Below are 12,628 nucleotides of genomic sequence, written 5' to 3'. Positions count from 1 at the left end.
CGTAGCTCAATTGGATAGAGCGTCTGACTACGGATCAGAAGGTTGTGGGTTCGACTCCTGCCGGGCGCGCCATATATATCGGGAAGTAGCTCAGCTTGGTAGAGCACTTGGTTTGGGACCAAGGGGTCGCAGGTTCGAATCCTGTCTTCCCGACCAGTTAATATGGGGCCTTAGCTCAGCTGGGAGAGCGCCTGCCTTGCACGCAGGAGGTCAGCGGTTCGATCCCGCTAGGCTCCACCAATTTAAGAATTGAAGATTATCGGGCGGCGTAGCTCAGCTGGCTAGAGCGTACGGTTCATACCCGTAAGGTCGGGGGTTCGATCCCCTCTGCCGCCATCTTAAGGACCTTTAGCTCAGTTGGTTAGAGCAGACGGCTCATAACCGTCCGGTCGCAGGTTCGAGTCCTGCAAGGTCCACCAACTAAACATTCGGAGGAATACCCAAGTCTGGCTGAAGGGATCGGTCTTGAAAACCGACAGGCGGGTCAAACCGCGCGGGGGTTCGAATCCCTCTTCCTCCTCCATACATTTACACATCTTCAAGCAAAGTTGATTTAAATTTCAACACATATTATTATCGCGGGGTGGAGCAGTTCGGTAGCTCGTCGGGCTCATAACCCGAAGGTCACAGGTTCAAATCCTGTCCCCGCAACCAAGGTCCCGTGGTGTAGCGGTTAACATGCCTGCCTGTCACGCAGGAGATCGCCGGTTCGATCCCGGTCGGGACCGCCATTTTAAATGTGGCTCAGTAGCTCAGTCGGTAGAGCAAAGGACTGAAAATCCTTGTGTCGGCGGTTCGATTCCGTCCTGAGCCACCATACTTTTGCGGGTGTAGTTTAGTGGTAAAACCTCAGCCTTCCAAGCTGATGATGAGAGTTCGATTCTCTTCACCCGCTCCATTAAAGGGCCTATAGCTCAGCTGGTTAGAGCGCACGCCTGATAAGCGTGAGGTCGATGGTTCGAGTCCATTTAGGCCCACCATTCCGAAGTAGCTCAGTGGTAGAGCAACCGGCTGTTAACCGGTTGGTCGTAGGTTCGAGTCCTACCTTCGGAGCCAATATGGGGAAGTACTCAAGTGGCTGAAGAGGCGCCCCTGCTAAGGGTGTAGGTCGGGTAACCGGCGCGAGGGTTCAAATCCCTCCTTCTCCGCCATATTGGCCCCTTGGTCAAGCGGTTAAGACACCGCCCTTTCACGGCGGTAACACGGGTTCGAATCCCGTAGGGGTCATAGCAGAAAAAGACAATCACTCTCTAGTGGTTGTCTTTTTTTTTTGCCTCGTAGAAATATAGAGACCTGGGAGCAACTTAACCTTTCTTTGTCGAAAATGAAGTATAATAAGAGGGAGAATCATTATTCTAACCCTACTAACTAAATGTGTGCCTAATGGCAAAGAAAGTTGTAAGATAGAAGGTAGCATACTTCTGCCATCTAGCATGTAATTTTTACGGAGGTCATATCAATGCCGAAAACCACCGGTGAAAAGAAAACGGATTTACGCTTTTATACCGAGACAATTGAAGTTTCAAGATTATCTGCCCATGCCTTTTATGAGGCTGGAGATGACACATACAAAGGACAACGTTTTTTCTGGCAAAACAAAGAGAAAACGTTTACTTTAGTTGGTTTAGGACATGCTTATACCTTGACCAATGATATGAAGAAGGAAGAACGATATCGCGATATCTCTGATAAATGGAAGGAGCTTTGTTCCACATCTTTACGTGAACATGCGGATATACATCCCATTTTATTTGGTGGCTTTTCTTTTGATCCAGATAACCATATACCTTCTGAGTGGGATACCTTCCCTTCCAGTTTTTTTGCTGTCGCAACTTTTCAGCTCATTATAAAAAATGATCAAGCATTTGTAAGTATTCATTATATTGCAAATGAACAAGAAAATAAGCACACATTTGAGCAATTACGAAAAGAAAGAGATATCATCATTCATCGAGCACAAGTACAAGAATTAAAAGTACATGAGAAACCTGCTTTAATCCAAAGAGAAGATCGTTTGAAGGATGAATATCTTCAAGCTGTGGAATTGGTTACAGATCGAATTAGAAAACATGAAGTCGATAAGGTTGTAATAGGAAGGTCCTTAAGATTAACCTTTGATATACCATTCTCTCCTTCAACAGCTATTTATAATGCAGCTATGGAGCAACCAGAAAGTTATTTATTTGGGTTAGAAAAAGGAGATAAAGTATTTTTTGGTGCTACACCAGAGCGACTAGTGAAGCTGGAGAACGGAATAGTTCAATCTGCAGGACTAGCAGGCTCTATTCGCAGAGGAGAGGATGCTGTAGAGGATAAGGCTTTAGGAGAAAGTCTGTTAAGTGACTCCAAAAATTTAAAAGAGCATAACTATGTTGTGCAGATGATTAAAAAGATATATGAAGAATATTGTGAAGAGGTTAAAGTTCCAACCAGACCTAAGCTGATGAAAATAAGAGATATTCAGCATCTATATACTCCTATCGAAGGTAAGATTAAAAAAAGTGCCACTTTGTTAGAATTTGTTCAAGCAATGCACCCAACTCCAGCTTTGGGAGGAGTCCCAAGAGAGGAAGCTGTCGAAATAATTAGGGAATCGGAAGGGATGAACCGAGGCTACTATGCAGCTCCTATTGGATGGTTAAACGCAGAAGGTGAAGGGGAATTTGCTGTTGGCATACGTTCTGCTTTATTAGAAAACAATCAAGCCTATCTATATGCTGGAGGAGGACTCGTGTCCGAATCTTCTTCTTTAGAAGAGTTTGAAGAAACAAGGGTTAAATTCCGTCCCATGCTGAGAACTTTAGGAGGGAATATGAATGTCTAATAATGAGTATTTAACATCCTATGTAAATATAGTGATAGATTCACTAGTTCAGTCAGGTGCAGAGGATATCGTTTTATGTCCGGGTTCTCGCTCTACTCCTTTGGCCTATGGGTTTGTAAAAAACAACAAGATTAACTTATATCGTCAGATTGATGAACGATCAGCAGCTTATTTTGCTTTGGGTTTAGCAAAGGAAAAAAATATACCTGTAGTGCTTCTATGTACCTCAGGAACTGCTGCCGCGAACTTTTTTCCAGCTGTTGTGGAAGCGTCCTATTCTAGAATTCCTTTAATCGTTATCACTGCTGATCGACCGCATGAATTAAGAGAAGTTGGTGCTCCTCAAGCAATCGATCAAATCCATCTGTTTGGTAATCATGTAAAATGGTCTGTAGATTTTCCATTGCCTGAAGATAGGGTGGAGAGCTTACGTTTTCTTGAAAGACATGTCCAACGAGCTGTCAATATGGCGAAGGCTGCCCCTGAGGGCCCGGTGCATATAAATGTGCCATTTAGGGAGCCTCTCCTAGTGAACATGCAGCCACACGAGCCTATGCTTTCTATTGAAAGTACAGAGGTAGGAAACCTGACACCAAGTAAAGAATTTTTAGCCTGGTATCAAGCACTCTTAGAAAAAACAGAAAAAGGAATTATTATTGCTGGTGACACCTTTACTCCCACTGAGGAATTCTGGGAATTTGCCAAAAATCTTAAATGGCCAGTATTAGCTGATCCACTTTCTCAGTTGCGAAGTAATATACCAGAGGACTGTCTTTTCTTGTGTATCGATCAATATGATGCTTTGTTGAAGAGTGACAGCTTTAAGGGTTTGATAGAACCCGAGGCGGTCATTCGTTTTGGGGCTCAGCCTGTTTCAAAGCCACTAATGCAATTTATCCAGGGGATTAAACCTCAAGTATATATAGCAGTTGATGAAAGTCCTTTGTTTAGAGATCCTTCTCATGTAGTTACTCACCATGTACAAGTAACTCCATCGAGTTTATGGATTTCTACCATATCTAAAGAGGATAATCCATATCTTCAAGGATGGAGGAAAGCCAACGATATCGCTACCAAGGCTGTGAAGTCCTATTTACTTACCGAGTCGGATGAAGGGGCTATGGCTGGTATTCTTTTTGAACAAATAAAGGATGGTAGCAATCTGTTTGCTAGTAGTAGTATGCCAATCAGAGACGTGGATACTTTTTTCTTAAAAACTAGGAAAGATATTCGTATTTATGCTAACAGAGGAACTAATGGAATTGACGGTGTTGTATCAAGTGCTTTGGGTGTCCAGGCTGCTTCTAATAGACCAACGTATCTTCTCATAGGTGATTTGGCCTTTCTACATGATGTGAATGGATTAATCTTCAGTAGATTTCATTCAACTAACTTAACTATTATCGTCATGAACAATGACGGTGGGGGAATATTTTCATATCTTCCTCAATCAACGGAGCAAACTTATTTTGAAGAGTTATTTGGAACCCCTACTGGTCTAAAGTTCTCTTCCATTGCAGAAATGTACGGAGCACAATATCATGCAGTTACGAGCAAGGAAGAATTTATACAGGCCTTAAGTCAAGAAAAGGAAAAAGAGCTACGGATTATCGAAGTATTTACGAATCGTCAAACCAACATAGAGTCACATCGAAAACTTTGGGACACTATTAAAAAGGAGCTAGACAAGGAATGGAGTATGTAAGTGTTCGCTCACTTCAATATCATGTAAAGCTTTATAATAAGCATCAGAAAAAGAAGGTAGTTTTTCTCCACGGTTTTACGGGAACTTCTGATACATGGGATGAAGTAATGCAAGAGCTTCCTCCGTCCATTGCAGTACTAACGATAGATTTAATAGGTCATGGAAACAGTGCCAAACCAACAGACGTGAGAAGATACTTTGTGGAGGAGCAAGTAGAGGATTTAAGAGCCATATTCACTCATTTTGGCTGGGAGGACTTCTTGCTTGTCGGTTACTCTATGGGAGGCAGGCTTGCCTTGTCTTATGCAACCAAATATCCAGTAGGTCATCTGTTGCTTGAAAGTAGCTCTCCTGGAATTGAGGAAGAAAATGAACGGAAAGAAAGAAGGGAAGCTGATGCTAAGCTGGCTTCTTTCATCGAAAAAGAGGGTATTCATAATTTTGTTGATTACTGGGAGAACATACCTTTATTCATTTCACAAAAACAGCTTCCTGTCTATAAGAAAAAGACAATCAGAGAGGAAAGAATCTCTCAATCAGAAATTGGTCTTGCAAATAGCTTAAGAGGCTTTTCAACAGGTACCCAGCCTTCCCTTTGGGACAAGTTAGACAGCATACCATGTCCTATAACATTGGTAACTGGTGAACTGGATCAAAAATTTTGTAAGATAGCTGATCGTATGGAAGCCAGATTACCCTCTGTTAAAAGAATTATCGTAAAAGATACTGGGCATGCAATTCATGTGGAAAATTCCAAATTCTTTGCTACAATAGTAAAGGATATAATTTTAAAGGAGGAACAAAAATGACTCGTGAATGGACTACATTACATACATATGAAGATATTAAGTATGAGTACTATAATGGTATCGCGAAAGTTACGATCAACCGTCCAGAAGTACGTAATGCTTTTAGACCGAAAACAGTAATGGAAATGATTGACGCTTTTTCTCGTGCTCGTGACGATAAGAATGTCGGAGTAATTATTTTAACTGGTGAAGGTGAACATGCCTTCTGTTCTGGAGGAGACCAAAAGGTTCGCGGACATGGCGGTTATGTAGGGGACGATGAAATCCCTCGCTTGAATGTATTAGATTTACAACGTTTAATACGCGTTATCCCTAAACCAGTTGTGGCAATGGTAGCAGGCTATGCAATTGGAGGAGGACATGTGTTGCACGTAGTATGTGACTTAACGATTGCAGCAGAAAATGCACGTTTTGGACAAACAGGACCAAAAGTAGGCTCTTTTGATGCTGGCTACGGTTCAGGATATCTTGCTCGTATTGTAGGACATAAGAAAGCTCGTGAAATCTGGTATCTATGCAGACAGTACGATGCTCAGCAAGCTTTAGATATGGGCTTGGTTAACACGGTGGTTCCTTACGAGCAACTAGAGGATGAAACAGTTAAATGGTGTGAAGAGATGCTTGAAATGAGCCCAACTGCTCTTCGCTTCTTAAAAGCTGCGATGAATGCAGATACAGACGGCCTTGCTGGTCTTCAACAAATGGCTGGTGACGCAACACTTCTTTACTACACAACGGATGAAGCAAAAGAAGGTAGAGATGCATTTAAAGAAAAACGTAAGCCAGACTTCGGTCAGTTCCCCCGTTTTCCGTGATTAATTAACTCTACGAGAGTTTGAGACTAATAAAATGATGAAGCACTTACGATTCAATATATAACAAAAATCGTAAGTGCTTTCTTGTATTTCTGCATTTTTCTTAAATAAAGGAAGTGTTTACTATGTATCCTAATTTACTCTATAAGCGGACCAAGCTTTCGCCGAATAGAATAGGATTACAGTTTGAGGATAAGAATTGGACCTTTCAACAGCTATTTCATGAATCGATTGATTTTGCTGAAAGGCTTCATGCAAGTGGCATTCAAAAAAATGATAGGATTGCTATTTTGGCTTCTTCAAGCCCAGAATTAGTAATAGCCCTGCATGGTTGCTTACAGCTTGGCTGTGAGCTTGTATTGCTCAATGAACGTCTGACGAAAGAAGAGTTGACCTATCAACTGTGTGACAGTGCACCAACTGCGTTACTAGTGGATAGTTACACAAAGAGACAGCTTAGCTTTAACCAGCTATTTTCCATGGAAGAGCTCCGAGATCAAGCGGATAGGAAATCTTTTCAGGTAGAAAAAGAATGGACAAAAGATAGAGTAGTATCCATAATGTATACATCTGGTACGACAGGGCATCCAAAAGGAGTATGTCAAACAGTAGAGAATCACGTGATGAATGCTATGGGTTCTGCTTTAAATTTAGGTGTTCAGCCGAATGACTGCTGGTTATGTGCGATGCCTCTTTTTCATATAAGCGGGTTCTCTATTTTGATGCGTTCCGTCTTATATGGAATGACCGTACATCTACAGTCTAAATTTGATGAGGAAAGTGCGGTAGAGGCTATTTTATCTGGTGGCGTGACAAGAATGTCCGTTGTCTCTGTGACATTAGAAAGAATCTTAACTGTTTTAGAGCAAAGAGATATTTCCTTCCCTAAATCTTTTCGCTCCATGCTCGTTGGGGGAGGTCCCGTCCCTCTGCCATATTTAGAGAGGGCAATCAAACGTAATATTCCTGTTCTTCAAACCTATGGTATGACAGAAACTGCCTCTCAAACAACGACATTAGCTAGCGAGGATGCAATAAGAAAGCTAGGCTCTGCAGGAAAACCATTATTTTTTGCAGAGGTTAAAATAGACGGCGAAGAGGAGATAGGGGAGATCTGTGTTAAGGGACCGCATGTAACCAAAGGGTATGTGGGGGAGCATGCGAATAGGAGCCCATTAACCGATGGCTGGCTTCATACCGGAGATATTGGTTATCTAGATGAAGAAGGATATTTATATGTAGTGGATAGACGTTCTGATTTAATTATTTCTGGTGGTGAAAATATCTATCCAGCAGAGCTTGAAAATGTCTTAGCTAAGCATCCAGCTGTAAAAGAAGTAGGAGTCATAGGAAAAGAGGATGAGACATGGGGGCAGGTACCCATAGCCTTTCTTGTGCTGAAAGAGCATGCTACAGAGGATGAATTAAAAGAATTCGCCAAGGATCGTCTTGCTCCCTATAAGAGACCAGCAGCTTATTATTTCTTAGACGCATTGCCTAGAAATGGTTCTAATAAGCTATTGAGAAGAAAATTAAAAGAGTTTGTATAAAAACAGCCTGTCGATTTACTGGTCATTTAGCACGTATAAGCAGTAAATCGACAGGCTAATTATTTAGTTTAATGCTTTTTGAAAGGTTTCTAAGTTTCGTTCCATTAGCGTAAAGTAAGTTTCTTTATTCTTGATATCTTCTTTGGAGAGCACACTCAGATTATGAAGAACGAGGCTATCTGCTCCAATTTCTTGTTGAATTGTTTCTGTTAGCTTAGAAGAAACATTTTGCTCAAATAAGATATATTGTATGTTTTTATCTCGCGCCAAGTCAATTAGCTTGGTTAGCTCCTTTTGTGAAGGCTCGTTTTGGGAATTTAATCCTGCAATCGCAACCTGTTCAAGCCCATACGTGTTGGCGATATAGCCAAAGGCTGCATGGGAGACGAAAAAGGTTTTTGTTTTTGCGTCTGCAGCCATTTGTTCATACTTTCCATCTAATTGTTTTAATTCAGCAATTAACTCTTCATAGTTCTGTTGAAAATATGCTTCTTGCTCAGGAGCAGTCTCTACAAGCGACTCCTTAATGGTTAAAGCAAGACTTTGACTGATTTTTGGAGAAATCCATACATGTGGGTCTGTATCTCCATGGTCGTGATCGGCATGATCTGTTTCTTCATGATCATGATTGTCTTCCGTCTCCTTGTGTCCTACTTCTAATTCCTCGTCTGAAACACCATCTATAGCTGCAATCATCTTTACATGCTCATCTTTTAAAGTTATTTCTGCTTTTTCAACAAAGCCTTCTAATCCAAGTCCAATGTAAAAAAATAAATCAGCATCAGCAAGAGCTATCATATCCTTTTGAGTAGGCTCAAAAGTGTGCTCATTGGAACCCGGAGGATAGATTGAAGCTACAGTTGCCTTATCTCCGGCAATTCGTTCCGTAAAATATTGCAATGGATATACTGTTGTATAAACAGTTAGTTTATCGTCTTCCGTTTGGCCAGCTTGTTCTTTATCTGTACAAGCCGCTAGGAAAAGTATGAGAAAGGATATACAAGTCAGGAATAATCTTTTCATCAGATTTCCTCCTTTTTAAATAGTAATGATTACGATTTATAAACTAGAACTTAATTAGCTTACAGTAGTTTAGGTCAAAAGGCAAGAAAAAATAGCCCTTGAATTATTTTTTCTTCAAAGGCCATTCTTCCGGTACAGGGTCGTATCCACCCTCATGAAATGGGTGACATTTTGATATTCTCTTGGCAGTTAAAAATGCTCCCTTTATTGCTCCATGCTTTTCAACAGCCTCCACTCCATAATGGGAGCAGGTTGGGTAAAAACGACAGCTAGGAGGAGTTAAGGGGGAAATGAACTTTTGATAAAACCGAATGATCAATAAGAGAATTGTTTTCATCTTATCTTTTCACTTCCTTTGGTTTTGGATCAATTGCAGAAGCAGATCGATCCTTTACAGCAAGCTTATATAAAAAAGCAAAGCCAAAAATACTCATCAGTATAGCCGCTCCAAGTATCCAAAATACCATATTATATCACTCCATTAGTAGGCTCTTTATGTTTATTGTAAGAAAGTAAGAGGTATAAGAAAAGAGAAACAACTTATTTATCCAAAGGAGAGTGACAATATTATGTCAACAGCATTAAATAAAGAACTAAACAAACTAGTAGCTACATGGTCCGTTTTCTATACGAAATTACATAACTACCATTGGTACGTGAAGGGACCTTCTTTTTTTACTTTACATCAAAAGTTTGAGGAGCTATACAATGAGGCTACTTTAAATATGGATGAGATTGCAGAAAGATTGTTAACATTAGGTGGAAGTCCTACTGCAACTCTAAAAGAGCATTTAGAGCTTTCGGCCGTCAAGGAGGCAACAAATAAAGAGTCAGCCGATGAAATGGTGGAGTCGGTGGTCAAAGACTTCGAGATTATCATGAAATCCTTGAAAAAAGGGATGGAAGAAGCAGCGAAGGATGAGGACGATATGACGGAGGACTTGCTAAATGCCATCTATCAAAAAACGGAAAAGCACCAATGGATGTTGAATGCTTTTCTCGGTGATACAAATAAATAATCCACTTATTTAGCCGATACTAAGCTTGTACAAGGAGGTAAGGCAGATGAATATTAGCTCCATTATGTCTTCACAGCTTGCACAGCTTCAACATACTGTTCAATTAAGTGTATTGCAAAGTTCACTTAATATGCAGGCTGTCACAGCTGTTCAATTAATAGAAGACATGCCGCAATCAGTTGCGCAGCACCCGTACAAGGGTACTTCTGTAGATGTACAAGCCTAATTGAAAAGCATGCTCAGGGTTCTCCTGGTGCATGTTTTTTAATACCTACGCCATACTATGGAGAAAGTCTTATAATGGTTTAAACTAGTCTCTAAGGAATAGCAGAAAATTAATTCTGGAGAACAACTAATAGAATTTGGGACTTAGCATGAGGCTAAGTCTCTTTTTACAAGGAGAACGTGAAGATGAAGCTATTATGGTTGTTGATTGGTCCTACCCTGCTTCTAGTAGTTGGGTTAATAGTCTTACAGAACATTGTGATCACCTTTCTCTTATTTTATGGCTGGCTATTTTTGGTGCCATACTTTCATAAGAAAAGCTGGAAATACCATGGGATGAAGCCAATTCAAGCTTTGATAGGGATTGGCACTGGACTTATTTGTATGCTTCTGATTGTAGGTTTATCCATCCTTTTTGAAGAGCAGATTTTTGATTTGGCGCATTTGCATGAACAATTGCAGGTATGGGACTTTACGGGCCGAAAGGTGTTTATTTTTATCTTAGTATTGATATTTATTAATCCGTTCTTAGAGGAATGGTATTGGAGAAACTTCATCTATGGCAGGCTTATTGAAAAAATGAGTGCATTCTCCACTATTTTGATTACGTCCTTCTTCTATGCCCTTTATCATTTATTTCTCGTGATTACTCTTTTTGCCTTCCCGTATTCTATTATTGCTTTTATAGGTGTACTATTAGCAGGTTTGTTATGGGGTGGTATAAGATATTATTGTCAAAGCATTTATCCAACAATTATTAGCCATTGCTTAGCGGATATTGGCATAATTGTCGTATATGTATTAGTTGTTTTAGGAGGTGTAGCTAGTTCATGATATCGTTTCATGATTTACATAATAACAGGGTGGAATTAAGCTTTAAGCCTAACCAATTTGATGTGGTGGCAAAGCATGTATTAGTGTTAGCCAAATATAAGAGGAAATGGCTAATGACGAAGCATCCAAAAAGGGGAATAGAGTTTCCAGGTGGAAAAGTAGAGGAAGGAGAGACGCTAGAGGAGGCTGCTATTAGAGAGGCATTAGAAGAAACTGGTGTACAGCTGGATGAATTGGAATGGTTAGCTGAATATAAAGTATTGGATAATCCGCCATTCTGTAAAGCAGTGTATGTTGGCAAGGTCAAGGAGATATTAGAGGGCCCCACTACACATGAAACAGATGGGATTATTTGGCTCTCCGAAGACGAATGGGATAATAATGGTGAGCTAAGCTTTCATATGAAGGATACAGGAATGCAAAACATATTAAAGAAGGTGAAAGCATATGAAACCAAGTGGAACGATTGAGCGACAAAGGGCTTATCCTTCCCCTAATCCGAACGTTCGATTAACCGAAATCACCTATTGGTCTAATGGTCTTCGAGTAAAGGGAATGCTTGCTCAACCTATCAAAGAAGGGGATTATGAAGGCCTGCTTTATTGCAGGGGAGGGATGCAGAGTCTGGGAATGGTTCGTCCAGCAAGGATTGCCCAATTTGCATCGCAGGGGCTCATAGTCTTTGCTCCCTATTATCGTGGAAATAGAGGGGGCGAAGGACGAGATGAGTTTGGCGGCGAGGATAGATGGGATGTAATGTATGGGATCGATATATTGAAGAAATTTTGTGCAAAGGAAAAGATTCACCTATTTGCCTTCTCCAGAGGAGGAATCATGGCCTTGTGGGCCGCTATTCTTCGAAAGGATATTGCTTCTTTGGTTACATGGTCTGGCGTTTCGGATATTTTTCTTACTTACAAGGAACGTATTGATATGAGAAGAATGATGAAAAGAGTGATAGGTGGAACTCCTAACAATATGCCAGAGGAATATATGGCTAGAAACCCTCTGCCTCATCTGGAGGACATCGAAGCCCCTGTGTTAATCATTCATGGAGAAAGTGATCAAAATGTCTCATTCGGTCAAGCAAAGGTTTTGGAAGCTGCCTTACTTGGGTATAACAAAGTGGTAGAAACTTGGTACTATCCAGATTTCACGCATTATTTTCCAAGCAAGGCAAATCGGCAGGTAGTAAAAGATGTGTGTCTCTGGATCAAAAACCAGAGAGGAAGATAAAATGGGACAGATTAGAGTCACAGTAGAGTCAATGAGTATAGAGGGGAAGGAAATGTATCCCGTTGATACAAGCTTTTGGGAGGATTTATGGGATCATTTCACAAATGATTTAGAAGAGGTAGTAATTCATTGTCTGAATGAAGAAATGGAACCGTGTGAAGAAATAAACCAAATTGCCTACCAAACGATGAACGCCTATATGCATAACGAGCTTACGGTTATGTTAAATGAAGAAAATCGTTTGTTCTTGCGTAACGGCTCTATTGACCCAGTAGTGGGCGGGTTAAAATGGAATCGAATGCTTTTCTATAAGGATGGAAAAGTCTATTTAGAGGTCAATCATTACGGCTCGGAGATAATATTTTACAACGTAGAAAAGAACATGGTAGAACAAGTTGAGTTTATCCTTCCTATCACGACGGAAGTTGACTATATCAGCTAAAGAGAACTGTCTTAAAGGTCATAATAGATGGCTTTTAGGACAGTTTTTTTGCATTGTTTTATTATATTGGAACCTACACAAGAACTAAAACAGAAATAATTATTTGGAAAAAGAAAAAGACTGAAGGAGAACGATGTTACTCGTCT

At 40.5% G+C, this 12,628-nt stretch carries 14 protein-coding genes and 13 tRNA genes; 24 read left to right on the top strand and 3 right to left on the bottom strand.

The genetic code is table 11. The features are described 5' to 3' along the window. Positions 1–79 precede the first annotated feature (79 nt). From AC1ECF_RS14590 to AC1ECF_RS14505, 18 genes are all read left to right on the top strand, one after another. Positions 80–156, top strand: a tRNA-Pro gene (locus tag AC1ECF_RS14590). 8 nt (positions 157–164) lie between these two features. After that, positions 165–240, top strand: a tRNA-Ala gene (locus tag AC1ECF_RS14585). A 22-nt stretch (positions 241–262) separates the two neighbouring features. Further along, positions 263–336, top strand: a tRNA-Met gene (locus AC1ECF_RS14580). Positions 337–342: 6 nt separating this feature from the next. Next, positions 343–419, top strand: a tRNA-Ile gene (locus tag AC1ECF_RS14575). An 11-nt stretch (positions 420–430) separates the two neighbouring features. After that, positions 431–523, top strand: a tRNA-Ser gene (locus AC1ECF_RS14570). Between the two features lie 54 nt (positions 524–577). Beyond that, a tRNA-Met gene (locus tag AC1ECF_RS14565) sits at positions 578–654 on the top strand. Position 655: 1 nt separating this feature from the next. Further along, positions 656–731 (top strand) — tRNA-Asp (locus AC1ECF_RS14560). A 10-nt stretch (positions 732–741) separates the two neighbouring features. Continuing rightward, a tRNA-Phe gene (locus AC1ECF_RS14555) sits at positions 742–817 on the top strand. Positions 818–824: 7 nt separating this feature from the next. Beyond that, positions 825–898, top strand: a tRNA-Gly gene (locus AC1ECF_RS14550). 5 nt (positions 899–903) lie between these two features. Next, positions 904–980 (top strand) — tRNA-Ile (locus AC1ECF_RS14545). A 1-nt stretch (position 981) separates the two neighbouring features. Further along, positions 982–1,056, top strand: a tRNA-Asn gene (locus AC1ECF_RS14540). Between the two features lie 4 nt (positions 1,057–1,060). Then, positions 1,061–1,151, top strand: a tRNA-Ser gene (locus AC1ECF_RS14535). A 4-nt stretch (positions 1,152–1,155) separates the two neighbouring features. Continuing rightward, positions 1,156–1,227: transfer RNA gene (locus tag AC1ECF_RS14530), tRNA-Glu, on the top strand. A gap of 232 nt (positions 1,228–1,459) precedes the next feature. Next, positions 1,460–2,824 (top strand): isochorismate synthase, encoded by a 1,365-nt coding sequence (locus AC1ECF_RS14525; RefSeq protein WP_480390155.1) that lies wholly within the window; start codon positions 1,460–1,462, stop codon positions 2,822–2,824. Next, complete coding sequence (menD, locus tag AC1ECF_RS14520; RefSeq protein WP_480390154.1) at positions 2,817–4,529, top strand: 2-succinyl-5-enolpyruvyl-6-hydroxy-3-cyclohexene-1-carboxylic-acid synthase; 1,713 nt, start codon at positions 2,817–2,819, stop codon at positions 4,527–4,529. The genes AC1ECF_RS14525 and menD overlap by 8 nt, the downstream gene beginning before the upstream one ends. Beyond that, positions 4,517–5,338: a 2-succinyl-6-hydroxy-2,4-cyclohexadiene-1-carboxylate synthase gene (gene menH / locus AC1ECF_RS14515; RefSeq protein WP_480390153.1), complete on the top strand. Its 822-nt coding sequence runs from the start codon at positions 4,517–4,519 to the stop codon at positions 5,336–5,338. Before menD ends, menH begins: the two co-directional genes overlap by 13 nt. Beyond that, entirely contained in the window at positions 5,335–6,153 is an 819-nt protein-coding gene (menB, locus tag AC1ECF_RS14510; protein ID WP_480390152.1) for a 1,4-dihydroxy-2-naphthoyl-CoA synthase, read from the top strand. Before menH ends, menB begins: the two co-directional genes overlap by 4 nt. A 125-nt stretch (positions 6,154–6,278) precedes the next feature. Continuing rightward, complete coding sequence (locus AC1ECF_RS14505) at positions 6,279–7,703, top strand: o-succinylbenzoate--CoA ligase (RefSeq protein ID WP_480390151.1); 1,425 nt, start codon at positions 6,279–6,281, stop codon at positions 7,701–7,703. Positions 7,704–7,766: 63 nt separating this feature from the next. Here the strand turns inward: AC1ECF_RS14505 and AC1ECF_RS14500 are convergent, their stop codons facing one another. The 3 genes from AC1ECF_RS14500 to AC1ECF_RS14490 all read right to left on the bottom strand — a co-directional run bounded on the left by AC1ECF_RS14500 (position 7,767) and on the right by AC1ECF_RS14490 (position 9,193). Beyond that, positions 7,767–8,726, bottom strand: coding sequence for a metal ABC transporter solute-binding protein, Zn/Mn family (locus AC1ECF_RS14500; RefSeq protein ID WP_480390150.1), 960 nt, complete (start codon positions 8,724–8,726; stop codon positions 7,767–7,769). 103 nt (positions 8,727–8,829) lie between these two features. Beyond that, positions 8,830–9,063 (bottom strand): membrane protein insertion efficiency factor YidD, encoded by a 234-nt coding sequence (yidD, locus tag AC1ECF_RS14495; RefSeq protein WP_480390149.1) that lies wholly within the window; start codon positions 9,061–9,063, stop codon positions 8,830–8,832. Between the two features lies 1 nt (position 9,064). Next, on the bottom strand, positions 9,065–9,193 hold the full coding sequence (locus AC1ECF_RS14490) for a hypothetical protein (protein ID WP_480390148.1): 129 nt from the start codon (positions 9,191–9,193) through the stop codon (positions 9,065–9,067). A gap of 102 nt (positions 9,194–9,295) precedes the next feature. Between AC1ECF_RS14490 and AC1ECF_RS14485 the strand changes: the two genes are divergently transcribed. The 6 genes from AC1ECF_RS14485 to AC1ECF_RS14460 all read left to right on the top strand — a co-directional run bounded on the left by AC1ECF_RS14485 (position 9,296) and on the right by AC1ECF_RS14460 (position 12,482). Next, entirely contained in the window at positions 9,296–9,745 is a 450-nt protein-coding gene (locus AC1ECF_RS14485) for a Dps family protein (RefSeq protein WP_480390147.1), read from the top strand. A gap of 46 nt (positions 9,746–9,791) precedes the next feature. Next, positions 9,792–9,971 carry a putative motility protein gene (locus tag AC1ECF_RS14480; protein WP_480390146.1) on the top strand — a complete coding sequence of 60 codons (180 nt, stop codon included), beginning with the start codon at positions 9,792–9,794 and terminating at the stop codon, positions 9,969–9,971. A 185-nt stretch (positions 9,972–10,156) separates the two neighbouring features. Beyond that, positions 10,157–10,804, top strand: coding sequence for a CPBP family intramembrane glutamic endopeptidase (locus AC1ECF_RS14475; RefSeq protein WP_480390145.1), 648 nt, complete (start codon positions 10,157–10,159; stop codon positions 10,802–10,804). Then, on the top strand, positions 10,801–11,274 hold the full coding sequence (locus AC1ECF_RS14470; RefSeq protein WP_480390144.1) for an NUDIX domain-containing protein: 474 nt from the start codon (positions 10,801–10,803) through the stop codon (positions 11,272–11,274). The genes AC1ECF_RS14475 and AC1ECF_RS14470 overlap by 4 nt, the downstream gene beginning before the upstream one ends. Next, entirely contained in the window at positions 11,252–12,040 is a 789-nt protein-coding gene (locus tag AC1ECF_RS14465) for an alpha/beta hydrolase family protein (RefSeq protein ID WP_480390143.1), read from the top strand. The genes AC1ECF_RS14470 and AC1ECF_RS14465 overlap by 23 nt, the downstream gene beginning before the upstream one ends. 1 nt (position 12,041) lies before the next feature. Beyond that, entirely contained in the window at positions 12,042–12,482 is a 441-nt protein-coding gene (locus tag AC1ECF_RS14460; protein ID WP_480390142.1) for a hypothetical protein, read from the top strand. Positions 12,483–12,628: the final 146 nt, after the last annotated feature.

This window comes from Psychrobacillus sp. Z3-81 (assembly GCF_056620325.1).
Note: the sequence above shows the minus strand (reverse complement) of the source record. Positions and strands in the feature narration are given on the sequence as shown.

Coding starts and splice junctions, on each gene's coding strand:
- AC1ECF_RS14525 (WP_480390155.1), top strand. CDS start 1,460: ATGCCGAAAACCACCGGTGAAAAGAAAACGGATTTACGCTTTTATACC.
- menD (WP_480390154.1), top strand. CDS start 2,817: ATGTCTAATAATGAGTATTTAACATCCTATGTAAATATAGTGATAGAT.
- menH (WP_480390153.1), top strand. CDS start 4,517: ATGGAGTATGTAAGTGTTCGCTCACTTCAATATCATGTAAAGCTTTAT.
- menB (WP_480390152.1), top strand. CDS start 5,335: ATGACTCGTGAATGGACTACATTACATACATATGAAGATATTAAGTAT.
- AC1ECF_RS14505 (WP_480390151.1), top strand. CDS start 6,279: ATGTATCCTAATTTACTCTATAAGCGGACCAAGCTTTCGCCGAATAGA.
- AC1ECF_RS14500 (WP_480390150.1), bottom strand. CDS start 8,726: ATGAAAAGATTATTCCTGACTTGTATATCCTTTCTCATACTTTTCCTA.
- yidD (WP_480390149.1), bottom strand. CDS start 9,063: ATGAAAACAATTCTCTTATTGATCATTCGGTTTTATCAAAAGTTCATT.
- AC1ECF_RS14490 (WP_480390148.1), bottom strand. CDS start 9,193: ATGGTATTTTGGATACTTGGAGCGGCTATACTGATGAGTATTTTTGGC.
- AC1ECF_RS14485 (WP_480390147.1), top strand. CDS start 9,296: ATGTCAACAGCATTAAATAAAGAACTAAACAAACTAGTAGCTACATGG.
- AC1ECF_RS14480 (WP_480390146.1), top strand. CDS start 9,792: ATGAATATTAGCTCCATTATGTCTTCACAGCTTGCACAGCTTCAACAT.
- AC1ECF_RS14475 (WP_480390145.1), top strand. CDS start 10,157: ATGAAGCTATTATGGTTGTTGATTGGTCCTACCCTGCTTCTAGTAGTT.
- AC1ECF_RS14470 (WP_480390144.1), top strand. CDS start 10,801: ATGATATCGTTTCATGATTTACATAATAACAGGGTGGAATTAAGCTTT.
- AC1ECF_RS14465 (WP_480390143.1), top strand. CDS start 11,252: ATGAAACCAAGTGGAACGATTGAGCGACAAAGGGCTTATCCTTCCCCT.
- AC1ECF_RS14460 (WP_480390142.1), top strand. CDS start 12,042: ATGGGACAGATTAGAGTCACAGTAGAGTCAATGAGTATAGAGGGGAAG.